Annotated in this window: 26 protein-coding genes and 1 riboswitch; of the genes, 24 read left to right on the plus strand and 2 right to left on the minus strand. The window is 41.7% G+C overall.

Going from position 1 to position 25,311, the window contains the following annotated elements:
• Nucleotides 1-540: 540 nt before the first annotated feature.
• The 6 genes from MKX97_RS06370 to MKX97_RS06395 all read left to right on the plus strand — a co-directional run bounded on the left by MKX97_RS06370 (nucleotide 541) and on the right by MKX97_RS06395 (nucleotide 5,555).
• Complete coding sequence (locus MKX97_RS06370) at nucleotides 541-894, plus strand: anti-sigma factor antagonist (protein ID WP_040758189.1); 354 nt, start codon at nucleotides 541-543, stop codon at nucleotides 892-894.
• Entirely contained in the window at nucleotides 884-1,330 is a 447-nt protein-coding gene (spoIIAB, locus tag MKX97_RS06375) for an anti-sigma F factor (protein WP_009497185.1), read from the plus strand. Before MKX97_RS06370 ends, spoIIAB begins: the two co-directional genes overlap by 11 nt.
• A 3-nt stretch (nucleotides 1,331-1,333) precedes the next feature.
• A complete protein-coding gene (locus tag MKX97_RS06380) occupies nucleotides 1,334-2,122 on the plus strand; it encodes a SigF/SigG family RNA polymerase sporulation sigma factor (protein ID WP_009497184.1) in 789 nt (262 codons plus the stop codon).
• 1 nt (nucleotide 2,123) lies between these two features.
• On the plus strand, nucleotides 2,124-3,584 hold the full coding sequence (locus tag MKX97_RS06385; protein ID WP_342537210.1) for a spore germination protein: 1,461 nt from the start codon (nucleotides 2,124-2,126) through the stop codon (nucleotides 3,582-3,584).
• A gap of 89 nt (nucleotides 3,585-3,673) precedes the next feature.
• The gene (lysA, locus tag MKX97_RS06390; protein WP_342537211.1) at nucleotides 3,674-5,002 is read left to right on the plus strand and encodes a diaminopimelate decarboxylase; all 1,329 of its coding nucleotides are present in this window, start codon (nucleotides 3,674-3,676) and stop codon (nucleotides 5,000-5,002) included.
• A 220-nt stretch (nucleotides 5,003-5,222) separates the two neighbouring features.
• Nucleotides 5,223-5,555: a GNAT family N-acetyltransferase gene (locus tag MKX97_RS06395; protein WP_050804656.1), complete on the plus strand. Its 333-nt coding sequence runs from the start codon at nucleotides 5,223-5,225 to the stop codon at nucleotides 5,553-5,555.
• On the opposite strand, the gene MKX97_RS06400 is transcribed toward MKX97_RS06395, so the two are convergent.
• Nucleotides 5,552-6,061 carry a DUF309 domain-containing protein gene (locus tag MKX97_RS06400; RefSeq protein WP_009497180.1) on the minus strand — a complete coding sequence of 170 codons (510 nt, stop codon included), beginning with the start codon at nucleotides 6,059-6,061 and terminating at the stop codon, nucleotides 5,552-5,554. The two genes, MKX97_RS06395 and MKX97_RS06400, sit on opposite strands and share 4 nt — an antisense overlap.
• Nucleotides 6,062-6,098: 37 nt before the next feature.
• Here MKX97_RS06400 and MKX97_RS06405 point away from each other — a divergent pair, with 37 nt between their 5' ends.
• The 14 genes from MKX97_RS06405 to MKX97_RS06470 all read left to right on the plus strand — a co-directional run bounded on the left by MKX97_RS06405 (nucleotide 6,099) and on the right by MKX97_RS06470 (nucleotide 20,603).
• Entirely contained in the window at nucleotides 6,099-6,845 is a 747-nt protein-coding gene (locus tag MKX97_RS06405) for a segregation/condensation protein A (protein WP_078816437.1), read from the plus strand.
• Nucleotides 6,838-7,455 carry an SMC-Scp complex subunit ScpB gene (gene scpB / locus MKX97_RS06410; protein ID WP_078816438.1) on the plus strand — a complete coding sequence of 206 codons (618 nt, stop codon included), beginning with the start codon at nucleotides 6,838-6,840 and terminating at the stop codon, nucleotides 7,453-7,455. Before MKX97_RS06405 ends, scpB begins: the two co-directional genes overlap by 8 nt.
• Complete coding sequence (locus MKX97_RS06415) at nucleotides 7,452-8,462, plus strand: D-alanyl-D-alanine carboxypeptidase family protein (RefSeq protein ID WP_078816439.1); 1,011 nt, start codon at nucleotides 7,452-7,454, stop codon at nucleotides 8,460-8,462. The genes scpB and MKX97_RS06415 overlap by 4 nt, the downstream gene beginning before the upstream one ends.
• Nucleotides 8,463-8,660: 198 nt before the next feature.
• The gene (locus MKX97_RS06420; protein ID WP_078816440.1) at nucleotides 8,661-9,392 is read left to right on the plus strand and encodes a pseudouridine synthase; all 732 of its coding nucleotides are present in this window, start codon (nucleotides 8,661-8,663) and stop codon (nucleotides 9,390-9,392) included.
• A gap of 104 nt (nucleotides 9,393-9,496) precedes the next feature.
• The gene (gene resA, locus MKX97_RS06425; protein WP_078816441.1) at nucleotides 9,497-10,030 is read left to right on the plus strand and encodes a thiol-disulfide oxidoreductase ResA; all 534 of its coding nucleotides are present in this window, start codon (nucleotides 9,497-9,499) and stop codon (nucleotides 10,028-10,030) included.
• A 15-nt stretch (nucleotides 10,031-10,045) separates the two neighbouring features.
• Complete coding sequence (locus MKX97_RS06430; RefSeq protein ID WP_342537212.1) at nucleotides 10,046-11,695, plus strand: cytochrome c biogenesis protein ResB; 1,650 nt, start codon at nucleotides 10,046-10,048, stop codon at nucleotides 11,693-11,695.
• The gene (gene ccsB / locus MKX97_RS06435) at nucleotides 11,695-12,879 is read left to right on the plus strand and encodes a c-type cytochrome biogenesis protein CcsB (RefSeq protein WP_340758612.1); all 1,185 of its coding nucleotides are present in this window, start codon (nucleotides 11,695-11,697) and stop codon (nucleotides 12,877-12,879) included. The genes MKX97_RS06430 and ccsB overlap by 1 nt, the downstream gene beginning before the upstream one ends.
• A 290-nt stretch (nucleotides 12,880-13,169) precedes the next feature.
• Nucleotides 13,170-13,889, plus strand: coding sequence for a response regulator transcription factor (locus tag MKX97_RS06440; RefSeq protein WP_078816444.1), 720 nt, complete (start codon nucleotides 13,170-13,172; stop codon nucleotides 13,887-13,889).
• Nucleotides 13,886-15,676: an ATP-binding protein gene (locus tag MKX97_RS06445; RefSeq protein ID WP_078816445.1), complete on the plus strand. Its 1,791-nt coding sequence runs from the start codon at nucleotides 13,886-13,888 to the stop codon at nucleotides 15,674-15,676. The genes MKX97_RS06440 and MKX97_RS06445 overlap by 4 nt, the downstream gene beginning before the upstream one ends.
• 48 nt (nucleotides 15,677-15,724) lie before the next feature.
• Nucleotides 15,725-16,261, plus strand: coding sequence for a sigma-70 family RNA polymerase sigma factor (locus tag MKX97_RS06450; RefSeq protein WP_221836756.1), 537 nt, complete (start codon nucleotides 15,725-15,727; stop codon nucleotides 16,259-16,261).
• Entirely contained in the window at nucleotides 16,254-17,459 is a 1,206-nt protein-coding gene (locus tag MKX97_RS06455; RefSeq protein ID WP_342537214.1) for a GerMN domain-containing protein, read from the plus strand. Before MKX97_RS06450 ends, MKX97_RS06455 begins: the two co-directional genes overlap by 8 nt.
• Nucleotides 17,460-17,531: 72 nt before the next feature.
• Nucleotides 17,532-17,666: riboswitch (FMN riboswitch) on the plus strand.
• 188 nt (nucleotides 17,667-17,854) lie between these two features.
• Complete coding sequence (locus MKX97_RS06460) at nucleotides 17,855-18,436, plus strand: ECF transporter S component (RefSeq protein ID WP_078816448.1); 582 nt, start codon at nucleotides 17,855-17,857, stop codon at nucleotides 18,434-18,436.
• 252 nt (nucleotides 18,437-18,688) lie between these two features.
• Nucleotides 18,689-19,894, plus strand: coding sequence for an MFS transporter (locus tag MKX97_RS06465; RefSeq protein WP_342537488.1), 1,206 nt, complete (start codon nucleotides 18,689-18,691; stop codon nucleotides 19,892-19,894).
• Between the two features lie 172 nt (nucleotides 19,895-20,066).
• Entirely contained in the window at nucleotides 20,067-20,603 is a 537-nt protein-coding gene (locus MKX97_RS06470) for a DUF1572 domain-containing protein (protein ID WP_040758184.1), read from the plus strand.
• Between the two features lie 126 nt (nucleotides 20,604-20,729).
• Here MKX97_RS06470 and MKX97_RS06475 read toward each other — a convergent pair whose 3' ends face one another.
• Complete coding sequence (locus MKX97_RS06475; protein ID WP_078816451.1) at nucleotides 20,730-20,987, minus strand: ferredoxin; 258 nt, start codon at nucleotides 20,985-20,987, stop codon at nucleotides 20,730-20,732.
• 111 nt (nucleotides 20,988-21,098) lie between these two features.
• Between MKX97_RS06475 and MKX97_RS06480 the strand changes: the two genes are divergently transcribed.
• The 4 genes from MKX97_RS06480 (at nucleotide 21,099) to MKX97_RS06495 (ending at nucleotide 25,306) form a co-directional block, all read left to right on the plus strand.
• Nucleotides 21,099-22,133: a helix-turn-helix domain-containing protein gene (locus MKX97_RS06480; protein ID WP_342537215.1), complete on the plus strand. Its 1,035-nt coding sequence runs from the start codon at nucleotides 21,099-21,101 to the stop codon at nucleotides 22,131-22,133.
• Nucleotides 22,133-23,566 (plus strand): ATP-dependent DNA helicase RecQ, encoded by a 1,434-nt coding sequence (locus tag MKX97_RS06485; protein WP_340758615.1) that lies wholly within the window; start codon nucleotides 22,133-22,135, stop codon nucleotides 23,564-23,566. The genes MKX97_RS06480 and MKX97_RS06485 overlap by 1 nt, the downstream gene beginning before the upstream one ends.
• A gap of 150 nt (nucleotides 23,567-23,716) precedes the next feature.
• The gene (locus MKX97_RS06490; protein ID WP_340758616.1) at nucleotides 23,717-24,418 is read left to right on the plus strand and encodes a LysM peptidoglycan-binding domain-containing protein; all 702 of its coding nucleotides are present in this window, start codon (nucleotides 23,717-23,719) and stop codon (nucleotides 24,416-24,418) included.
• 123 nt (nucleotides 24,419-24,541) lie between these two features.
• A complete protein-coding gene (locus tag MKX97_RS06495; RefSeq protein ID WP_078816455.1) occupies nucleotides 24,542-25,306 on the plus strand; it encodes a metallophosphoesterase in 765 nt (254 codons plus the stop codon).
• The last annotated feature ends 5 nt before the right edge of the window (nucleotides 25,307-25,311 follow it).

Raw genomic sequence — 25,311 nt, forward strand, 5'->3', positions numbered from 1 at the left:
TGTCTCATCACTCCGCCTACCGCTTGTAAGGCGCCTACGTTCAGTAAGAGGAAGAGATAAGGTAACTTCTCCTTGCAAACTGAATTCAGACTACTAAGCAGACACTGAAGCATTGAAAATTTTAAACGCTACGCACCTTATTTTCACCATACCAGCGCAGCCGCAACTGCGGGGTCAGCCGTAGCCATGAGACAGCTAGCATGCTTTTGCTAGTTGGCTCTTGGCGGGAGGCAATCCCCCAGCCGCGCAGCGGTGTCAATGTGCATCCCAGTGTCCCTTATCTCGGACACATTAAAAAGTCGAGGGACGAGACAACAAAAGAGTAACGTTGTTGAACTTACTTCGGCACAAGCGGTAGGCGCCAACGTTCAGTAAAAAGAAAAAGCAGACGCATGATTTTTGCCGTACCAGCGGCGCCGAGACTACTTTTCAATGTCGTAAGTTAAGAAGTTTTAACGTCTCATGACTAGTTTTGTCAAAAGTAAAGGATTCGGGTTCTAAATGTGGAATGATAGCTTCATGAAGGAGGCGTTTGAACACATGGCAACTATTACCCAACTGGAAAATGGCATTGTTTTGATCACGCTGGCAGGTGAACTCGACAACCATGAAGCCAATCAAATTAGAACTGAAGTATCAACCGCAATATTCACAGGAAAAACACGCGCAATCATTTGGGACCTATACAAGCTAGGCTTTATGGACAGCGCAGGCATTGGCCTCATACTTGGCAGAATGCGTGATCTTGCACCCGTCAACGGAGAAACCTTGATACTTAATCCGTCACCAACAATGGAGAAAATCTTTCAATTTTCAGGCCTGAGCGCTGTGATTAGAAAATGTACAGTCGAAGAAGCAATCGACGAAATCGGAGGGGTTGTACATGAAAAATGAGTTGACCTTATCGTTTCTGGCGATCGAAGAAAATGAAGCACTTGCACGCATGGCGATGACTTGCTTCATCACACCGTTAGATCCGACTTTAGAAGAAATTTCCGAATTTAAGACCATCGTATCTGAAGCTGTCACGAATGCGATTATTCATGGCTATGAATGCGATGGAAAAAGTTTGGTAACCATTCATGCGACGATTGAAGACCGCCTCATCAAAATGACTGTAAAGGATGAAGGAATGGGGATTTTTGACGTAGAGCAGGCGATGGAGCCGATGTTTACGACAAAGCCGCAAATGGAGCGTTCAGGCATGGGCTTTACTATTATGGAAAGTTTCGCTGATTGTATCCGTGTAGATTCTACCCTCGGAGCCGGGACTATCGTGACATTCGAAAAGAACTTTTCGCCGGTCACAGAAGTAAGTAGAATGAGGTGACATATGGAAGCATCTGTTGAGAAGCAACACGCTCTACTGTCCCAAGAGAAGATGAGAGAACTCATCAAAGAATCACAAACGGGTGACAAAGAAGCTAGAAGAATGATGGTAGAAGGCAACACGAGACTTGTGTGGTCTATCGTTCAGCGATTCGCTTCGCGTGGTGCGGATTTAGAAGATTTGTTTCAAATTGGCTGTATTGGCTTGATGAAATCAATAGATAAATTCGATCTTTCGTATGAGGTGAAGTTTTCAACGTATGCAGTTCCGATGATCGTAGGAGAAATTCAACGCTATTTGCGTGATGACGGTATGGTGAAAGTAGGCCGGACTATCCGTGAGCTGAGCTATAAGATTCGACATGCGACGGATGATTTCATTAAGAAAAATGGTCGCTCCCCTTCCATCTCGGAAGTAGCGGAATTACTCGAAGTAACGGTGGAAGATGTTATATTAGCGTCTGATGCGTTGCGTGACCCGGCTTCGTTACATGAGCAGTTATATGAAAGTGATGGAGATAGTCTGACCTTAATGGATCAGCTACGTGACGACCGTTCAGAGCGGGTTTTCGATCATATTCCATTGCGAGACATCATTACTCGTTTGAATAAACGGGACCAAACAATTATTTATATGCGTTACTACTTAGATTACACCCAAAGTGACATCGCTGAACGGATCGGTATCTCACAAGTACAAGTTTCCAGACTGGAAAAGAAAATCTTGGCCCAGATGAAAACTTGGATGGGAGCGAATGCCGAAGAGGCACTCGAGAAGGTGAGGAGAAAATAATTTGACCAAGAATCTATTTAAGTCTATAAGAGAAGGGGAAAGGTGGTTCATCAACCAGTTTGGCGAAGACGAAACATATGACGCTACACGTCGGTTGATTCACCTGTGGGATAAAGAGATACTTCTTCTGTATATGAATGGACTAGTAGATGGCGAGGTCTTAACTACCTTACTGACAGAAATGCAATACCGCAATGAATTATTTAAAGATGCTTCTTCCGACGAAGGAACAGATCGTGCGATGATCGATTATTTTCCATATCATGCGCTTGAGGTAGTCGAGGATGAAGATACGCTGGCAAAGGTTATATTAAGCGGATTAGCCGTTTTCGTCATGAGTGATGGATTCACATTCACTTTAGATGTTCGAAATTATCCAGGAAGACAACCAGAAGAGCCGGACACCGAAAAAGTTATTCGCGGTTCAAGGGACGGTTTCACGGAAAATATTTTGACCAATACGTCGTTAATTCGCAGAAGATTGCGTGCTACAGAGCTTCGTTTTGAAATGCATGAAACATCTGTAAAAGGAAAAACGGATATTGCCATTGCTTTTTTGAAGGGCGCAGCGAATGAAGAGCATTTGGATTTCGTGCGAAAACGGCTGGATGATCTAAAAACTGATGGCCTCACGATGACGGACAAATCATTGGAAGAATTCTTATTCAAACAAGGATTCCATCCAATGCCGTTCGTTCGTTATACCGAGCGGGCAGATATTTGCGCGGCTCATTTACTGGAAGGTCATATCGCGATTATTGTAGATACATCACCTTCCGTCATTCTGGTGCCTGTCACACTTGTTCATCATCTGCAGCACGCGGAAGAGTACAGGCAAGCACCCTTGATCGGAACATTTATTCGCGGAGTGCGTTTTATCGGCACATTTTTCAGCTTAGTGATGCTGCCGTTTTGGTATTTACTCTCTACCAAAAGTGAATTCGTTCCGGAAGCCATTAAATATATAGGACCGAATGAATGGGGTGAAGTGCCGTTATTTGTGCAGCTGATCTTGGCGGATGTAGGGATAGAGATTTTACGGATGGCGGCCATCCATACACCGACCCCGCTATCTACTGCGATGGGGTTGGTGGCTGCTATTGTCATCGGACAAGTTGCAATAGACGTGGGACTTTTTTCTTCTGAGGTCGTATTGTATGTCGCTGTCAGTGCAATTTTGACATTCGCGATACCTTCTTTTGAATTAAGTATAACGACGAAAGTTTTTCGGGTTTTCTTGTTAGTTTCCGTAGCTTTGCTTGGAGCACCTGGGTTTTTCCTTGCGTTTGCTTTTATTTATTACTATTTATGTTCTTTGAAACCGATGAATGTGCCGTATTTGTGGCCGTTCACCCCATTCTTCCCGAAAGCCTTGCTTCGTGTATTGATTCGATTCCCGATGACAATCGATGATCCGCGGCCGTTTGTTACAAAATCCTCTAATCGTGACAGGATGTCTTGAATGCTTAGGACCTGTTTGGATCGAACATTGCCTCTTTCCGTATTCTTATGATAAAGTTTATCTAAGAGAATTCGGGAGGGGTATGTAAGATGCATCTTTATGGGACACAAACGGTGGATGAAAAAGGCCATTTAACAATCGGAGGAGTGGAAGTCACCGAGATTGTTTCACAATACGGAACGCCTGTCATGGTATATGACACGGAGTTGTTCAAGGAACGCGCGTCAGGTTTCAAAGAGACATTTGAGAAAAAAGGCATGAAGGCGCAAGTGGCGTATGCGAGTAAAGCTTTTTCTTCCATTGCGATCTATCAATTGGCAGAGCAGCAAGGGCTGTCTCTTGACGTCGTATCGGGTGGAGAATTATATACTGCTGTTGCAGCAGGCTTTCCTCGCGAGCGCATCCACTTCCATGGAAACAATAAAAGCAGAGAAGAGATTACTTATGCATTTGAAGAACAAATCGGCTGTATCGTAATCGATAATTTTTTGGAAATCGACATCATTAAGGAAATCGCTTCTGAGCGCAAGCAGAAAATGAATGTCTTGATTCGCGTTACACCAGGAGTAGAAGCTCATACCCATGATTATATTACGACTGGACAAGAGGATTCGAAGTTTGGTTTTGATTTGAAAAATGGACAAACTGATCAAGCCTTTAACGCGTTGCTCGATCATGAATTCGTTAATTTTCTAGGGATGCATTGCCATATCGGATCACAAATATTCGAAACGGCTGCATTTAAATTTGCGGCAGAAGTATTGATGGAGAAAATGATGGAGTGGCGAACAGTTCATCAGTTTATTTGTCCGGTATTGAATTTAGGCGGCGGATTCGGCATTCGTTATACTGAGGAAGACCATCCACTTGAGCCGGCAGTGTATGTGGAAGAAATGGCTGAAGTTGTGAAGTCGATGGCAGGGGAATACGAATATCCGGTTCCTGAAATTTGGATTGAACCTGGCCGGTCTCTTGTCGGCGATGCCGGCACGACGATTTATTCTGCTGGCAGCACGAAAGAAGTGCCTGGTATCCGGACATATGTAGCAGTTGATGGCGGGATGTCTGACAATATTCGCCCGGCATTGTATGATGCGCACTATTCAAGTGCCATCGCCAACCGGATGAATGAGCCGCACGATCAACAGTGGACTGTCGCTGGGAAATGCTGCGAGTCAGGGGACAAATTGATTGAAGAAGCCTTTTTGCCTAGAGTGGAGACTGGTGATCTGCTAGCTGTTTTTTGTACGGGTGCGTATACGTATTCCATGGCCAGCAACTACAATCGTTTGCCTAGGCCAGCTGTTGTATTCGCGGAAAAGGGTCAGCACCAACTAGTGGTGAGACGGGAAACCTATGAAGACATTATTAAATTGGATCTTCCGCTACATCAGCAAGCGAAGGAGATTTCTCAATGAGGAAGAAGAATCTGATCCTTTTCCTAGCGATTCTCGTCATTGGTTTAATTTGGGGAGCTGCCTATTGGTATTTTGTTGTGCCAGTGATTGATCCCCGGTAACTGTAAAGTGATGAGTTGAATATAATGGAATGTTCATGTAAACTGTACAAAGGATTTCTGAAAAGAAGGGGTTACTATTGAAACTTATACGTTTTAAAAAGGCGCATGAGAAAATTGCTATGGGTTTTTTATCGTACATCCCTAGCGAAAAAATGTTGCGTAAACTACAAGAAACCATCCAACTATATCTTTGTGATGAGGATTGGCAGCTATTTCTTTATAAAGAGTCAGAGGATTATATCGGATTGATTGGTGTAGAGGTACATGAACACGATAAAACCTACACCATTCAGCATATTTCGGTCAATCCATCTTTTCGTAGCGAAGGAATTGGCTATGATATGGTAAAAGAACTGGCGCTAATCTATCCCGGCTATCAATGTCAAAGTACTGATTTCACTGAGCAGTTTATAGAAAGATGTAAACGAAAAGAAGAAGGCGCAGATATTTAACTGCTGCCCTTCTTCTTTTCTTCGCGTTGAATGAGAATATCAGACCGATCTCTTTGCATATGTTTATGAATGACAGATGCGCTGTTCTTCGGAAGAAGTGAAATCGTCGGCTTGGCTTTTTCAGACAGTTCCAGAAGTGCTGGTGAAATCGGCAGAAGGAATGGAGTAAAGATTGCATCGCCTTCAAGACGGTCCAAGCTGTCTTTCAAGTGGTCGATCAGTTGATTCACTGCTACCTCTTCTTTGTAGACGCTGTATTCAATCGGCATTTGTTGAAAACGATGAAGTGCTTTTGTCAATGTGCGAGCCGCACCTGTTAAGTTGCCTCTGCGCCAATGGTATAATCCAGTAGCCATAAGAATATAGCCGGTCAAGGGATGTTCTTTCGAAAAATCCTCTTGCATTTTCCAATATTCTTCTAGCACTTCGTGGCATTCGAAATAATCTTGATTGTCGTTGAAATACACAATAAAATGTAGAAATAGAGGATGAGAGTAAGGATGCATCCTAAATCATTCCTTTCTGTTAAGGTAGGTAGTTAAAATGAGTTATAGTGTGAAATTAGAAGTTTTTGAAGGGCCGCTAGATTTATTATTGCATTTGATCAATCGATTGGAGATCGACATTTACGATATCCCCATGGCGGAATTGACACACCAGTACATAGAGCATCTATATGCCATGCGCGTTCTCCAATTAGACGAACTAAGTGAGTATCTTGTATTGGCGGCCACTCTCCTGGAAATTAAAAGTAAAATGTTGTTGCCGGTCAATGAAGAGGAAGCATTTGACGATGATTTCGACTATGAGGAAGAGGACCCTCGTGAAGAGCTCATTGCCAGATTGATTGAGTACCGGAAATACAAAGAAGCGGCGAATGTATTGCGAGAATCTGCTGCGGACCGCGATGAGCATTTCACGAAAAAGCCTGAAGATCTATCGGGCTATGGAGAACTGCCAGTTCAGGAATCAGAAGATCCGTTAAACGTCTTTGATTTAATCGGTGCTTTCCAAAAGATGCTTCATAGAAAAAAACTTCGCTTGCCCCTAACAGCGAGTATAACAAAGACAGAGCAATCTGTCGGGGATAAGATGTCTGTCATTATGAGTAAGCTGGAGACTTGTGGCGGTGAATGCGAGTTTCATGCGCTTTTTGAGACCGAAACTACAGCAGAATTGGTGTTGACATTCCTATCACTGCTCGAACTGATGAAACTTCAGGAAGTTACAGTTCGACAAAGTAATAATTTCGAAGAGTTGCTAATCTCATTGATTCAAGGAGATGTATAAATTGGAAATAGAATCACAGCTCTTGAGCATGACGGAGAGTTTTTTATTTGTAGCAGGTGAGGAAGGACTGACACTTACTCATTTGGCTGCTTTATTGGAACGTAATGAAGATGAGACGCTAAAAATACTGACTGCTTTGCATGAGGACTATGATCAGGACTCGAAGCGAGGCATCACCTTGAAAAGTTATGGCGGCAGCTACCGATTGGTGACGAAAAGTGAATTGGCAGATGAGATCAAGAAGATGTTGGAGAATCCGAAGCCTTCAACATTTACTCAAGCAGCATTGGAAGTTCTTGCGATCATCGCATATAAACAGCCGGTTACAAGGGTTGAAGTAGATGATTTGCGGGGTGTGAAATCTGAACGGGCTTTGCATTCATTGACAGGTAAAGGTTTTGTGGCGGAAGTTGGGCGAATGGAAGGACCGGGAAGACCGATTTTATACGGTACGACGGATTTCTTCCTCGATCGTTTTGGTCTTGCGTCTTTAAAAGAATTGCCGCCACTTTCTTTGGAAGAAGAAAAGGAGCAGGAAGATCCAGACTTATTTATGACAAAGTTTCAGGAAGCATTCTCGATTCAAGACGAAGGAGGAATTGACGCTTGAGAAAGTCTTCAGTCATTGTTTTGTTGTTGTTGGGATTCGTGCTATTCGCTTCACCCCAAGCTGCAAGTGCGGCAGGATCAGCTTGGGCAGTGATCGACGCTGAAAACGGCAGACTGCTAAAAGGAGAGAATGAACATCAACCCTTGCCTATTGCGAGTCTAACGAAGATGTGGACGGCCTATACATTTTTGGAGTCGCAATCGGAAAGTCAGGAAACAATCATTTCAAAAGAAGCGGCGTCTGCAGAAGGTTCATCAATCTACTTGGAATATGGCAGCGCTATGCAAACGGACGATTTACTCTATGGACTGATGCTTCGTTCAGGGAACGATGCTGCTCAAGCACTAGCTGAACATGCGGGCGGGTCTGTAGAAGGCTTCGTTCACTTGATGAATGAAAAAGCGCAAAGCCATGGATTAGAACAAACCTATTTTACAAACCCATCCGGCCTACATGATGATCGACATTTATCTTCAGCGTACGATACGGCTAAAATGCTTTATTATGCGATGGAAAACCCGAAATTCCGGAAGATTGCTACTACGACGAATTATCCATTTGAGACGGAACACGGCAAAAACAGCTGGCAGAATAAGCACCGTTTGCTGCTATCCGAACCTACAGCAATTGCTGGCAAAACGGGCTTTACAAAGGTGGCCGGTCGAACATTAGCTACGTATTTCGAAAAAGATGGTAAGTCCGTTATTGTTGTAACGTTAAATAACGGAGACGACTGGAAAGTACACAAACATTTATCGCAACAAGCGTTTTCCGAATATCAAAACCATACCATCGCAAAAAAAGGACGCTATCAAATCTTCCCTCATATGACCGCAAAACTAGATACTCCCATTAAATTACTCGTATCAAAAGAAGAGAAAAAACACCTATCCAACGTTTTACAAATACCCCAAACCGAAGAAACTCAAAAAAAAGGTTTCTGGTCGATTTACTTGGACACAGAACCGATCAAGACAGTAGCGGTCGATATCGAAACGGAAAAGTGAATTGAATACACACAATTTCGAAGATTGTCCTGTCTAGGTCAGTCTTCTTTTCATTTACCGCAAAGTGTGACATAATTTTTTCAGTATCAATTAAAGTAGAATAAGTTAGGTATGTCGTTTTTTACCGACCTTCATACAGAAGTAACAACGCATCATCTACACGCAGAGTTCTATTTAGGTAACATCAAGGAGGAAACCATGGAAAGATTACAAAAAGTATTGGCGCAGGCCGGCATCGCATCTAGAAGAAAGGCAGAAAAACTCATAGTTGACGGCTTGGTCAAAGTAAATGGCAAAGTCGTGACGGAACTTGGAACAAAAGTTAGCAGAATGGACACAATTGCAGTAGAAGGTGTTCAACTGACAAAAGAATCGCCTGTCTACTACTTACTCTATAAACCACGTGGCTATATTTCCACTGTACAAGATGACAAAGGACGCAAAACAGTAATTGACTTAGTACCGGAAGTTAGCGAACGGATTTTCCCTGTCGGCAGACTGGACTATGACACGTCGGGCGTGTTGTTGCTGACAAATGACGGAGATTTCTCTTATTTGATGACACATCCGAAATTTGAGATTCAAAAAAGGTATGTCGCAAAAGTTAAAGGAATCCCTACGCGAGAAAATCTTAAAAAACTAGAGACAGGCATTGAGCTGGAGGATGGTAAAACAGCGCCTGCTCAGGTGAAAATGACAACTGTCGATAAAAAAACCAACTCTGCGATTGTAGAGATCACCATTCATGAAGGACGCAACAGACAAGTCCGCCGAATGTTCGATGCGATTGGCTGCCCTGTGCAGAAGCTAAAGCGTGAGCAGTTCGCCAATTTGACGACACGCGGGCTGAATGCAGGAGAAGCGCGAGAATTGACGACCCATGAAATTAAACAACTGCGTGTTCTTGCGGAAACCGGGAAGATCGGCTAAGAAAGCCTCAAAAGTTCACAAACCTATCACTAGTGCGACGTCAACTGAATTTGCGTTTTGGTATAATAGCGATTGGAACGTATTTACGACGGGAGGTATTATGATTGGCCAAGAAAAATAAAAAACAGATCAGGCTAATTAGCAGGACAGTCCTTCTATTAATTATGGCAGCCATCATTGTATATGCGATTACTTCAAAAGACAGAGTGAAGGTCTTAGCAGAAGGGGACAAGGCTCCTGACTTCGAGCTTGTAGATCTGGAAGGAAATGCACATCGTCTATCGGATTATAAAGGTGAAGGTGTGTTTTTGAATTTCTGGGGAACTTGGTGTCCGCCATGTAAGAAAGAAATGCCTCATATGGAGGATATGTACAAAGATTTTGAAGCAAAAGGTGTACATATACTGACAGTCAACGTAGGAGAGCCGAAAGTAAAGGTAGAACTCTTCCGAGATGACTTGAACCTCTCATTCCCGATGTTATGGGATAAGAATAAAACAGTAATGGATCTTTACAACATCAAACCGCTGCCTACCACCTTCTTGATTAATCCCGAAGGCAAGATTACGAAGATTATTAAGCAAGGGATGAGTGAACAGCAAATAAGGGAATATTTAGAAAGTATTCAACCAAAGTAAGGAGTTTGTTACTCAATGAGCAATATTAAATGCCAATGCGGTCATGAAAACCCTTATGGTACGGAACTTTGTGAGAAGTGTGGGCGTCCTTTGTCTGAAAAGGCAAAGAAAAGTGACATAGTGGATATGCGATACGAAGGATCTTCCAGAAGATCCCAGACGTATAAAAGTTCGATTGTCGATAAAATATGGAACTTTTTCTCCAGTGTGAAGATTGGTGTCAGTATAATTGTAGCTGTACTGGCTGCTTCAGCGATCGGAACCATTTTTCCGCAGAAATTCTACGTCCCCGCTACAACGGATGCCGAGTATGCGGAATACTACGAACGTCTATATGGTGTGGTAGGAAAGATTTATTATCAGCTCGGCTTTTATGATATGTACAATAGTTGGTGGTTTAAAGTACTGATTGTCATGCTGGCAACTTCAATTATCATTGCGAGTATTGACCGTGTGGTACCTTTATATAAATCACTGAAAAAGCAACGTACACGTCGCCACCCATCCTTCATGAAGCGCCAGCGTATTTATGGAGAAGGGGATGTAGAAAACACGGAAGAGACTCTTGCCAAGGCAGAAGAGAAGTTGAAAGAACTGCGCTATAACGTGAAAACAGAAAATGGTGCTATTTTAGCAGAAAAACATCGTTTCTCACGTTGGGGCCCTTATGTAAATCATACTGGTTTGATCATTTTCTTTGCGGGAGTTCTATTGAGAGGGATTCCTGGCTTCTACGTCGATGAAGCGATGTGGCTGCGTGAAGGGGAAACGCGTAATATTGTAGGAGCGCCTGGCTATGTACTCGAAAACCGAGGATTCATTTTAGAGAATTATACGAAGGACGAAGCTGAAGAAGTTTTCGGTGAGGCTCTAGATAAAGTGGGCTCGATTGTAAAGACGTATCAGACAGATGTCACCCTTTACAAAGAAAAAGAAGGCGCATTACCGGGGAGTGACGACCTCGAAAAAATGCAGGATTATTCTATTGTAGTCAACAAGCCGTTGAAATTTAATGGCTATAATGTTTTCCAGATGGACTATAAGCTGAATGAATTGAGTACCATGACTTTTCATTTGGTGAACAAATCAACGGAAAAATCATTAGGCGAGTTCACAGTTGATTTGAGTAAGCCTAAAAAAGAGTATGATCTTGGGAATGGTTCGTCCGTTAAGATGATTGGATTCTATCCGGATTATGACGGAGTGAAGGACGGTGAACCATACTCTAAATCGCCAGTTCCGAATAATCCAGCGTTCATTTTCCAAATGAAGACACCGGATAAGCCGGAAGGTGAAAGAAGTTTCGTTGCGATTCGCCAAACGCTGGAAGTGGAAGAGAACGATTATGCCGTTAAATTTGCTTCTGCTGAAACACGTAACATATCAGGTTTAACGATCCGAAAAGACAAAACGCTCTATATTTTGATATTGGGTGGTCTGATCTTCATGATTGGTGTCATCCAAGGATCTTATTGGCAACACCGCCGGATTTGGGTCCAAAAAGATGCGGAAGGTCATATATTGGTTGCGGCCCATACGAATAAAAACTGGTTCTCTTTACGAAAAGATCTGGATAAAGTTCGAGAGTCTGCCGTCTTGCCTGCTTATATAGATCGTCAAGATCCTGAATTGGACAAGCAAGAACAGGAAGGGGACGAAGAGTAATGGATTTAGTTGCTGTCAGTAGTAACTTGTTGTTTGTATCATTTGTTTCTTATTTAGTGGCGACATTATTTTTTGGCGGAGCCATCAAAAAATCGAAAACTGAAAAGGCCTACCATAACAGTAAGTGGGGAACGATTGGATTAGTCATTACAATTATTGGATTCCTTGCTCACTTAGGCTATTTCTTTACGAGATGGGCCGCATCAGGCCACGCACCTCTCAGTAATATGTTTGAGTTCACGACTGCATTCGGGATGATGCTCGTAGGGGCATTTATTCTGTTATATATTATATACCGGACACCTTCGCTTGGGTTATTTGCTTTGCCGATTGCGATTATCATTATTTCATACGCAACGATGTTCCCGAGAGAAGTTACTCCGCTAATCCCTGCATTGCAGAGTAAATGGTTGTTCATCCATGTAATTACAACGGTTATTGGTGAATCAATACTAGCAATCAGTGCTATAGCAGGCCTTGTGTTTTTAGTGAAAAATATAGATATGACAAAGAAATCTAAACAACGTTTTTGGATTGAAGCTGTTATGTATACATTAATACTTGTACTTGGTTTTGTCGTAACATCCACGACATTCAAGGTAATGAATTATGAAGCAGAATTTACGTATATTGATAAAAATCAGGCACCTGCTGAAATTACGTATCATGTTCCTCCGTTATTCGGAATGAATGAATACGAAGCGATGACGCCGGATACTATGACTCCTTGGATTGAGATGCCGCCAATTGTAAACGCACAAAAGTTATCCTCTCTTGTCTGGGCCGTTGCGGTAGGTTCTGTGCTTTATCTGTTATTACGTTTAATTGCACGCAAACCAATCGCCGCAGTATTCCAACCGCTTGCAAAGAAAGCGAACTCTCAGCTGATGGACGAGATCGGCTATCGTTCAGTCTTAATCGGTTTCCCTGTCTTCACGCTCGGTGCATTGATTTTCGCAATGATTTGGGCGCATGAAGCATGGTCACGGTTCTGGGGCTGGGATCCGAAAGAAGTTTGGGCGCTCATCACTTGGTTATTCTACGCTGCATTCCTTCACCTGCGTTTGTCTCGCGGTTGGGAAGGAGAAAAATCAGCATGGCTGGCAGTGATCGGTTTCGTGATCATTATGTTCAACTTGATTGCAGTTAACTTGATTATTGCAGGCTTGCATTCATACGCGTAAGCTTAGACTGCATGGCAAAACTTGTCATGCAGTCTTTTTATCTGAATTCAGATGAAAACTCTCACCTCTATTGTTTGTAAGATGTATGTGAATTTATTACTGAGCGGTAGGTATTCAGACGCCTGCTGAGCTCAGTTATAGCTTCCGGCAGATGTCATGGATTTTTAATGGATCATTATGAGTGCGCTCGAAAGAATCCGGACGCAATTACGCCGAGGCGTAATTGATTTCTTTTAAACACTAGAAATTGTACAATGGACATAGAAGATTGTCGAAAGGGGTAATGATTTGTGGAAGAAACAGTGAAATTATTAGTAGTGGATGATGAGGATCGGATTCGCCGACTGCTGAATATGTATCTATCTCGCGAAGGTTATGAAATCGACGAAGCGGTGGATGGAGCAGAAGCTTTGGAGAAAGCGTTTGCTGAACAGTATGATTGCATATTGCTTGATGTCATGATGCCTGAAAAAGATGGGTTGGAAGTGTTGGCAGAACTGCGTGAACATAAGCAAATGACACCTGTCATTCTTTTGACTGCAAAAGGTGAAGAATCCGACCGTGTAGGCGGATTTGAAAGCGGTGCGGATGATTATATCGTCAAGCCATTCAGTCCGAGAGAAGTGGTACTGCGTGTTAAAGCGATGCTTAGAAGGTCGGTTTCTTTCCCGAATGTTTCATCGTCTACCACATCGAAAGATTTAGTCGTATTCCCTCAATTAACAATCGATCACGATGCACACCGTGTAACGGCGGAGGGTAAAGAAGTGAATTTGACGCCGAAAGAATATGAATTGCTCTATTTCTTGGCGAAATCTCCGGATAAAGTGTTCGATCGCGAGCAGTTATTGAAGGAAGTTTGGCACTATGAGTTTTTTGGAGATTTGAGAACGGTAGATACGCACGTCAAACGCCTTCGAGAAAAGTTAAGTCGTGTATCTGAACGGGCAGCCAAAATGATCGTCACCGTCTGGGGCGTCGGTTATAAGTTCGAGGTTCCGAACGAATGATTAGAATATGGAATTCAATTGTCGGGAAGCTATGGGCCACCATATTGCTTCTCGTTTCATTTGTCCTGTTTATCGTGACATTGCTTCTGCTGGAGTTTCTGGATAATTTTCATACGAAACAAGCAGAAGAATCCTTGCAGAGGGAAGCTGCCACCATCAGCAAAATTGTCAATGATCATGAAGGACAAACTACGAGTTCCATGCATTTGATCATAGAAGACATACTGGACACCGAGACCAATGCGATAATAGTGGGTCAAGAAGGGCAAATTCTTTATTCGTTCCATACGGCTGCAAGTAAAGAAGAAATTGAAAAAAAATTGTTATCTGAACGAAGTCTTTTTGAATCACCGGAAGTTGGCGATCAGATTGTAAAGGAAATGATCCTTCCATCTTTAGACGAAGACGAAGTAATGGGGCAATATTTGATTCTTTCTTATCCTTATGAACAATTTTCAGGAGAAAAAGCAAGTGTCCTCATGTACCAAAGTTTGGACGCAGTACACCGCACGACGAAAAGTACAACTAATATTGTATTCTTATCAGCATTCATTGCATTCATACTAACTACATTTTTTGCCTTTTTCTTATCGACACGGATTACGCTGCCGTTACGGAAAATGAAACAAGCTGCATTCGAATTGTCCAAAGGGAATTTTGATACTCATTTGCCAGTTGCACAAAACGATGAAATTGGTCAACTCGCAACAGCATTTAATCAAATGGGACGTCAATTAAAATACAATATGGAGTTAATCAAACAGGAGAAAGAACAATTATCCAGTATTCTAACTTCCATGACAGATGCAGTTGTTACGTTTAATCAGGATTATTCGATATTGCTGAAGAATCCACAAGCCGAGCTGTTATTAAAAAAATGGTATGGCTACAATGAGAAAAAGCATCATCCTCTGCCAAAGGAAGTCTTCCATATGTTGGAGCATGCGATCTCATTTTCGGAGGAAGTGGAAGATGAGCTTGAATTAGGTGGACAGTTCTATGTCATTTCCATCAGTCCTCTCTATAGCGAAAATAATATTCGAGGTGCGGTCGCTGTATTTCGGGATATGACGGAACAGCATAAATTGGATAAATTGCGTTCAGACTTTATTGCCAATGTCTCCCACGAATTACGGACTCCTATTTCAATGTTGCAGGGGTACAGTGAAGCGATTATTGACGATGTGGTCAGCAGTGAGGAAGAACGCATGGAAATGGTTCGAATTATTCATGATGAATCCAAGCGAATGAGTCGCTTGGTGACAGACTTGCTGGACTTGGCAAGAATGGAATCGGGTCATATCCAGTTGCATGAGAACCCATTGCCGATCTTCGAATTTATGAATCGTATGGTAACAAAATTTTCTCAAGTAGCAAAAGACGCGCAAGTGAATCTCACCTTAAATACAGAAGAATCATCAAATCTAGTTATACTTGCCGATGAGGATCGCCTTGAACAAGTATTTACCAATTTGATTGATAATGCGATTCGTCATACACCTAATGGAGGTGAAGTGACACTAGGAATCCATCGATCGAATGGGATGCTTGATCTGTCGGTTTCTGATACAGGCGTAGGGATTCCTGAAAAAGACTTACCATTTGTCTTTGAACGTTTTTATAAAGCAGACAAAGCGAGGACGCGAGGTAAAGGTGGGACAGGTTTAGGTTTGGCTATCGCAAAAAACATCATGGATGCACATCACGGATCAATTTTGGCGAAACATGGAGATGAGAAAGGAACCGTCTTCATTTGCTCACTTCCATTTGATTCTCCAAAGAATTGAAACCTTTCCTCAAATGAATCGACTACTATAATAGAGCGAGGGGATTAAATGGATGATTCCGTTTTCCTGCGATTGTACGAAGAATATAACCGAGATGTATTTAATTTTTTGATCTATTTGACTCGTAATCGAGACATAGCCGAAGATTTAATGCATGAAGTATATGTTCGCGTACTGAAATCATACAGCAACTTCGAAGGAAAAAGTTCAGAGAAAACATGGCTGTTTGCAATTGCGAAAAATGTCTCGATTGATTATTTCCGTAAACAAGCAACCATGAAGAAGCATACAGATCTTCATTTCGATTGGGAAACACAGGAATTGGTTGCACACGATCTCCTGCCTGAGCAACTTATCGAATCGGATGAAGAGAAACGACTAGTTTTGGAAGAATTGCATAACTGTACAGGCGATCAGAAAATGGTCATTTTCATGCGGTTCTTCCAAGACCTCACGATTGCTGAAACTGCAGAAGTTTTGGAATGGACAGAGGGTAAAGTAAAAACTACCCAGCATCGTGCAGTAAAGGCTTTGAAGGAAAAGGTAGAAGCACGTTCGGTGAGAAAGGGGCGATCAAATGAGTAATGATAAGTGGAATGAAGAAAAAATTGAAACTACATTACGCGAAATGCCTACGATTTCAGATCACCGCTCTAAAGAGGATGTACTAGCAAGACTTAAGAAAGATCCGAGAGTAAACGAAGAACCCCAGCCAAAGAAGAAGCGGATGAAAGCGAAATGGCAGCCGATTCTTGTGGCTGTTGCAGCGATTTTATTGCTCAGTATTTTAGTGCCGACGTTTCTCAATCCATCGAATCAAGTATCGATGGATAAAGCAGAACCGGTGGATAATGCGGACCCTGCTCCGGCATCACTGGAAGAAAATTCAGAATCAACCGAGTCAAGTCAAGATATGGCGACATTCTCTAAAGCTTTACCGACGGCCCCGCATTATGCCGTCTATCCGTCTGACGTAGCTAAACAGAATTCTTTTCATATAGGTCTGGCGACGAATCAGGCAACGGTTGTACCTGTGACCTTCCTTATACCGAATGAGTTGGTAGAAAGTGATTTAGGAACGATACAGCCGGATGCTGTTGCACTTTACAATATGTATGCCGGAAAACTAGATGAGGAATCACTCGGCTTCACTGAGTATCACCCGTTTAACGCGGTGATTTCATCGAATGAAAAACAAGTATGGATGAAGTTTGCTGCAGACCATTCGTACGACATGGCGAGCGCTACGCTAGAGATGTTGAATCAAGCCGTTCAAGATACGTTTTACGGATTTGATGAAGTCAAATTTCTTCGAGAAGACGGATCGCCTATTGTATTTGATCAGATCGGTGAAGCGAGCAAACCTATTGTGCTGAAAGGCTCTAAATCGCAACAAGCCTATTATCGATTCACTCAAGAAAATGGGGAAGAGTTGCTTTCTTCGAATTTCGGTAAATCCTTTAAATCGCCACAAGAAGCTTTGTTGAGCATGAAGAAAAAGCCGAATGACATTTATTCTAGTGTCGTTCCAGAAGGCGTAGATTTTAAAGTCTCGGAAGACAAGGAAGTGCTCCATGTGGAATTTAGTGATGTATTAGATTTGGATAGTATGCAAGTGGAAGAGGCTATGCAATTAATCGAAGGTATTTTATTGACTGCTGCAAGCTTTGATCGACAAGTACAGTTCGATCAAATAATGCAAGAGCAATGGCAGGATTTTGATTTTACACAGCCGCTGCCGAAACCAATTGGAGCGAATCCGAAATTCCTTATTCTCAAATAATTCTGTTTTGTAGACTCAAGTAGTTTACAAAACAGTTTTTTTTAGTTACAATAGGAATATAACATAATATTGATTCATCTTCGGGGCAGGGTGTAATTCCCGACCGGCGGAAATAAAATAGTCTTCTATTTTTAGCCCGCGAGCTTAACAGCTGATTCTGGTGAGATTCCGGAGCCGACAGTATAGTCTGGATGGGAGAAGGTGAAGGTGCAGCCATCTTTTTGTGTACGCAAAATGATGCTTGTTTAAACTCGGATAAATCCTTGAAAATTTATCTGTTATTAACAGTGCATTTAACTCTCCCTAAAGCGATTTGCTTTAGGGATTTTTAGCGAAGCAGCAGATGAGCAAGCCTTTCCTCTTTTGAAGTGAATCGCAAAAGGAGAGAGGAACAAATGAAAAACATGAAGTTACGCAAGTTAATTTTGATTGCTGTTTTAGGAAGTATATCCACCGTTTTAATGCAGTTTAACTTTCCATTGCCTGCATTGCCTGGATTTCTGAAGTTTGATTTCAGTGAAGTTCCGGCTGTCGTCGCAATCATGACAATGGGACCAGTTGCAGGGATCGGTGTGGAATTATTGAAGAATATCATGTATTGGTTTTTATCCGGTAGTCCAACGGGTGTTCCTGTAGGTGAAATTGCAAACTTTGCAACAGGTGTCATGTTCATCATGCCGATTTATTGGATCTACATGAAATATCGTTCGACAAAAGGGCTGGCGGCAGGTTTGATCGCAGGTACAACAGCAATGGCAATTGGTATGAGTGTATTGAATTACTTTGTGTTTTTCCCGATGTACACTTATTTCCTTGGTATGCCAGCTGTAACCGGTGATGCACTTTATAAAATGGTCATTTTAGGGATCTTGCCATTCAACCTCATTAAAGGTGTCATATTATTGGCGATTTCGTTGATGTTATATAGAAGTATGGAGAAGTGGATTCTCCAGCAACAGAAGAAGTTATTAGTTTAATTAAACAAACGGCAGTTTCTTTTTAAAAAGGGGCTGCTGTTTTATTTTTTGATTTGGTGCTCGTAACATGGTAAACAATGTTGGATTACAAAGTTTAGTTGTTATACCAATAGGTTTTAAATAGTCTAACCAAAAAACGATAAACCTTAATCCCCCGAGGTTTATCTCTAAAGGTAAAGGAGCCAAGGGTATATGAACAGTCCAATTTAAGAATCCCCAGCTTTCTAAGTTAATTAATTTTAATTGGGGGATATACAATTGAATAAAAACTTCATTTTACTCATAACAGGGCAGTCACTTGCAAGTATTGGTGATGTTCTGTATATGGTTGGCATTATAAGCACGATTTTTGCGTTAACAGGATCTGCAACGGCTGCGTCCTTTGTGCCTTTTACAATTACCTCCTCGATGTTTTTATCGAGTCTTTTGACACCTCTAGTAATGGGTAAAGTTAATTTGAAGTGGTTACTGACTGGATCACAATTGGGAAAAACAGGCCTGATCGTAGTACTAGGACTATTTTTAAGTGGGATATCAGGAGCAAATTATTATTTGGTGTTTCTCGTCATCTCTGGCATTGCGTTCCTTGACGGATGTGCTAATCCGATAAAACTAACCATGATACCGCAGTACGTAGAGCCAGAAAGATTAGTTCGAGCGAACGGTGTAGCTGAAACGATATCCCAATTCATTCAAACGGTGATGTGGTTTGTAGGCAGTTTATTTTTGATTTTCATGGATGTACAGCAGTTAATTTGGGTTGTTAGTCTCATGTTTGCACTATCAAGTATCATGATGTTTTTATTGGATAATGTAAAAAATCAGAGATCGAAACAGGAAAAAAAGCTCGATCGGATTAAAGTTGGTTGGAAAACCTTGTTTGATGTCCCTGTATTACGGAAAATAGCATATATGGAAGTCTTGGAAACCGTGGCTGCTACAGTTTGGATTGCCGCTATTTTGTATGTGTTTGTCAGTGATGCACTGCACGTAGACGAAAAATGGTGGGGCTTCATCAACGGCTCCTTCTTTTTAGGGCTAATAATCGGAAGCATCTATTGCATAAAATACTCTTCTCTAGTCGAAAGAAAGCTTGCCAAAATAATTTTCATTGGCTCTTTATCTAGCTTTTTTATAACTATATTATTTAGTGCAACCAGCAATCCGATGATTGCTTTATTGTTGGCAGTTGGAATTGGTTTATTCGGACAGTTAAAGAGCATTCCTCAACAAACAGTAATTCAAACCAGCGTAGCGAAGGAAAAGTTGTCTACTGTATATACATCTTTGGGGGCGATTTCAACAGGGATATTCGGAATATCCTCTCTTGGTATGGGTATTCTGGCAGATTTATTTGGGGTCAGGTGTGTTTTTCTTGTTTCGGGACTAATGCTTGCTATCGTCACGTTGATTGTATATAAGAATAAGCATTTGTTTGTTCGGAACATAATGGAATAGTATTTTAACATGTGGGTTTGTTGTTTTACGAACCCACATTCTCACTTAGTTAATTAATTTAATATCGTCTGCAAAGAGTGCTATAGCTAAATGAAAATTGTGCCATCAGATCATTTATCAACTTACAGATGATAAATTAGTAAGTCACATTATTTTACTAGGAGGAGCTCCCATGAATCTTGGAACTGAATATTTGAAAGTTGTGCAGGAAAGGTTTAGAAGTGTTAAAGATCTTGGAGATAAGACGATAAATCAATTGACAGAAGACGACATTCATTGGAAGTTAAACGAAGCTTCCAATAGTGTTGCGGTTATAGCCAAGCATTTAAGCGGAAATATGATATCTCGATGGTCGGACTTTTTAACTTCGGATGGAGAAAAAACCTATAGGAATCGTGATCAGGAATTTGTGGATCATGTTTTATCGAAACAAGAATTAATAATAGTTTGGGAAAATGGTTGGAATACTCTATTCGGCACATTACAAGATTTAGATGATAAAGATTTAGTAAAGAAGGTAACAATTCGTGGTGAAAGTCATACGGTGCTAGAAGCGATTGAAAGGCAAATGGCTCACTATGCTTATCATATAGGGCAGATAGTTTATATTGGTAAGCAGTTAAAAGGGGACATTTGGGAAAGCCTTAGTATCCCCAAGGGAGCGTCTGAAGAATACTTACAGGAAAAGCTGAAAAGGCAAGAGTCATAAAGTTCTTGATACTTCACGTCATATCCCGGCCACAATCCAATGTACTTTAATTGTTTAGAAACATATTCTTTTTATAACAATCAAAAAACAACACATCCTGCGTTCGGAAGTGTTGTTGTTCATGAATCAATCTTCATATTTTAATGGATCGCCTTCAAAAGGAGCATCCGCAATTTTAATTGAATCAGTTGGACAGCCATCGAACGCATCTTCGAGATCTTCCATCAGTTCTTCTGGAACTTCAGTGTTTCCCATGTTATCATCTAAAATAACAAACGCGATTCCCTCGTCGTCATAATCATAGATATCCGGTGCAGCAGCCCCGCATGCACCGCAAGCTATACATGTATCCTGATCGACAATTGTGTACTTTTTGCTAGACATTGTCTTTCTCCCTTCTTCCATTCACTCAACCTATTTTGCATCTACTCTATTCTAAAGCTGTTTTCATCACTTTTCAACAATAAAACTCTATTTCTTCGGGAGGAAGCGTAATTGGTTTTTATTTCAATCTTATTAACGATGTTTCAGCGCCTTCATGGCGAACGATCTGCACAAGGAGTGTATCATATTCTTCGCGGCAAAAGATCCGGGCAAACATTGCAGGATGTCGAAAACTATCAATTGAAACCATTTTATTCGTTATTTCCAAACCTATCAACCGATGGTTATCGTCGACAAATTGAACGTTTGATAGCAGAAGGTTTAATACGTATTGAAAATCAAGTCGTTTACGTTACAGATAAAGGCCGCAAGAATACGCTGCATGCGCCATGGCGTTTCAATGGGTGGGAATACCGTGGCGGAGAAAGGGAATTCGTTAAGCGGCTGGCACTTACTGTACAAACATTATCGTATATTCGGACCGGGCAGACAATGTTTGCGCCGATACAAAAGGAGTTGCATATACAGCAATTCGTCAAAGAATTCCTTCGCAGACAGACGGTATCGGTGGATGAACTTGCAAAAAGAGTACATAAAGAATTGGTACAGATTCTATCTGAAGCGAATCTGACCGATCTGCAACGAACGATTCTTTCATATAGGTTGACTGGTGTGCAATTGACGGCTTATACATGGGAGCAAATAGCGGAAGCGCTGAATTCGCCTGTCACAAGTGTTCAAATCTATTTCCTGGAAAGCTTACATATCGTACTAGATTTCATTGAAGAACATGAGGACATGCCTTTAGTGAAAAGCTTGGCTGTAGGGTGCAGAGTGGAGAACTATTTGACGCAATCTGCAGAACGATCGCGTAAATTGGTTCAACAAGGGTATTCTATAGAGCAGATTGCTTCGCTGCGCAATCTGAAACTCAGTACAATAGAGGATCATATGGTGGAAATGGCTGCAAATGTAAAAACTTTTCCGTATGAAGAATTTGTCACCGCTGAACAGATCCAGAAAGTTTGGCAGCAAATTGACCGGTTGCAGACAAAACGATTGCGTGTATTAAAAGAGCGGTGTGCGGAACTATCATATTTTCAGCTTCGGTTAATTATCATCCATGGAAAGCGGGTGGACAGTTGATGGACATACAAGACGTTTTACAGCAAAGGTTTGGCTATGTTGCATTTCGGCCCGGACAGGAAGAAGTGATCCGTCATATTGTAGCTGGCAGGGATGCGGTCGCGATTTTTCCCACCGGGATGGGCAAGTCACTTTGTTATCAACTTCCTGCCTACGTAATGGATGGCGCAGTAGTCGTAATCTCCCCACTGGTTGCATTAATGGAAGATCAAGTCGCTAATTTACGTAATCATAAAGAAAAAAGAATTGTTGCGATAAATTCATTTTTATCGAGACAAGAGAAAGAATTGGCTCTGAATACATTGCATCAGTATAAATTCATTTTTCTGTCACCTGAAATGCTTATGCAAACAGCGGTTCAACAATTGATCGAGCAATTGAACGTGGCGTTTTATGTAGTGGATGAAGCACACTGTATATCGGAGTGGGGATTCGATTTTCGTCCGGATTATTTGCGGATGAAAGAAATTTTCGCAGGATCGAAAAGGGCACCTGTTTTAGCTTTAACCGCGACGGCAAGTGAAAAGGTAATAGAAGATATCACGTCTTATCTGCAGCTCAATCAACCGCATATCGAACGTCAGCCGATCGATCGGCCTTCTATATCTTATCGTGTATTGCATTTAGAAAATCAATTGGCGAAAACAGACTGGATCATTGAAAGATTGTACGTTACGATCGGTCCAGGCATTATCTATGTCGCTTCTAGAAAGCGAGCGGATGAATTGGCGGCGGTCCTGCAAGAAAAAGGGATCCGGGTGGCGAGTTATCATGGAGGCAAGGAACAAGATGAACGTTCCATCATTCAAGAACAGTTTGTACAAGGTGACCTAGAGTGGATTTGTGCAACCAATGCGTTTGGGATGGGAATCCATAAAGACGATATCCGTCAAATTATCCACGAGCATTTACCGGCTACTCCATCCGCTTATGTACAAGAGGTAGGCAGGGCGGGACGCGATGGAGAAAAAGCAGCAGCAACACTTCTTTACAGTGAAAGAGATATACAAAAATTGAAATTCATCGTTTTTGAAGACTTGCCTGACGAACAACAAATCCGTTATTATCATTCATTGATGCAGACGGGGGTAAGTGGATCGCTTGCGATTGAACAATCCGGACTGACAGAAGTGGCGGCCCGACTGCTGGATTATTATTTCGAGCAGTTTGACGAGGAAAATGTCATTCGTCAAATTCGTCAAATCTTTCAAGTGAAAGAACGACAAATCGCGGACATGGAGAGATTTGTGAGAAGTGAAGATTGTTTAAGAGAAAAGCTTCTCAGTTATTTCGGTGAAAAATCTGCTACAACTTTCGATTGTTGTTCACAATGTCAGAATATCGCCGATGAATGGCTGGTTAGGACGACAGTTGAACAAAAACGTTCGACTAAATTGGATTGGAAAGAAAGACTGCATCAATTACTAGGCTAAGCCTTCTGTCCTTATTTACTTTTCCGACAAAATTCGGCATAATGGAAGTATGAATACGTTCGGATGATGTCTATTTCTTGATAGTTTTGAGAAATGAATTACATCACATAATTGGAACTGACATTATGAGATGTGAAGGAGAAGTTGCATATGAAAAAAGATGACTATGAACTGGATTTTGAGCAAAATCGTAAAGAGATTACTATAGAAAAAGAGTCTGATAAACTACCTTCTCGTTCAGAAATTCATAGAAAGAAAAAGAAGGAGAATCAGAATCGGACGAAGTTAATTAATATTCTTCTTGCTATATTTACGTTAATACCGATTGTGATTTTAGTATACGTTTTATCCGATTTATATTCGCCTGCCGTCCCGAACCAAGTGCCGGTCGAAAAATCGAAGGTTTCAGTCAGCAATAATTCCGTTGCAGATGGCAATTTGACCGGAGTTGCTAAGGGAAATGAAGAGCAACCGGCAGAAACAAAAAAACCAAATGCGGATGCTGCTAAAAAGCCTGCAGTCGAAGTAAAGCCTGAAAAGCCGGTGGAGAAACATAAGCAGCCAGCCAAGCAACCGGAGCCGAAACCAGAAGCAAAACCAAAACCAAAACCTGAAGCAAAGCCAAAACCAGTGGAAAAGCCAGCACCCAAGCCGGTGGAGAAGCCTGTGGAAAAACCGGCGCAAAATAAACCTGCTACGGGTGTTAGACATCATGTCGTCAAACCGAACGAGACGCTGTACCGTATTTCTGTCAATTATTATGGAAGTGGCGCTCATGTTCAGAAGATTCAACAGGCGAACGGCTTATCGTCCAATAATATAAGTGTGGGGCAGACACTTGTGTTGCCTTAGGTTACGTACAATTGAGCAACATTTTATGACTTTTATCTAAAAATTGATATGATAATGATGGTTTTTTTACTAATATTTTAAAAGCAAAGTGGATGCTTTGCTTTTTTCTATGGGAGCTGTGTGATGAAAAGGTATCAAACGACTTTGTTATCCGTCTTAATGTCTGGCGCTGGCCTGCTGGCATATATGTTTTCACTCGCACATCGGAACAGAGTGTTGACGCACACAGTTGCTTTAGAAGGCGCAACTGCCAAGAAGTTGACGGTTTTTTTTATTTCTGATATTCATAGGCGCCGGCTTTCAAACGGGCTGATAAATAAACTTCGTACTTTTCCTGTTGACGCAGTCATTGTAGGAGGAGATGTGGCTGAAAAAGGAGTGCCGCTTTCTCGTGTAAAACGAAATTTTCAACTGTTGGCCACGGTTGGTCCTCTTTATTATATTTTCGGAAACAATGACCAAGAGGTGGGAACAGAGGAGCTCTTGAAAATCATTGAAGAGTCAGGCGGAGTGACGCTTGTCGATCAAACGATACGTATTCCAGGGCATCCGACATGGGGACTATGCGGATTGGAAGACCCTTCAAATGGTACAGTTGATGTCGATCAGGCAGTTGCCTCGACAATTGGTTTTAAACATCTCATTTTAGCAGCCCACAATCCTTCTCTATTTCGTAAGATTGAAGGGCGTATGAAGCCGGATCTCATGTTGGCTGGCCATACGCATGGGGGACAAATCCGTTTAGGTAAATGGGGATTGCAAGATTTAGGTGTTTTTCAAAAAACAACAAATGGTGCCAAGTTGATTAGTAATGGTTTTGGCACTACGATGGTGCCATTACGGCTTGGTGCCAAACCTGAATGTCATGTAGTGGAAATACATTACTGAGCAGA

Origin of the sequence: Sporosarcina sp. FSL K6-3508, assembly GCF_038615825.1 — a bacterium.
GTDB classification, from domain to species: Bacteria; Bacillota; Bacilli; order Bacillales_A; family Planococcaceae; genus Sporosarcina; species Sporosarcina newyorkensis.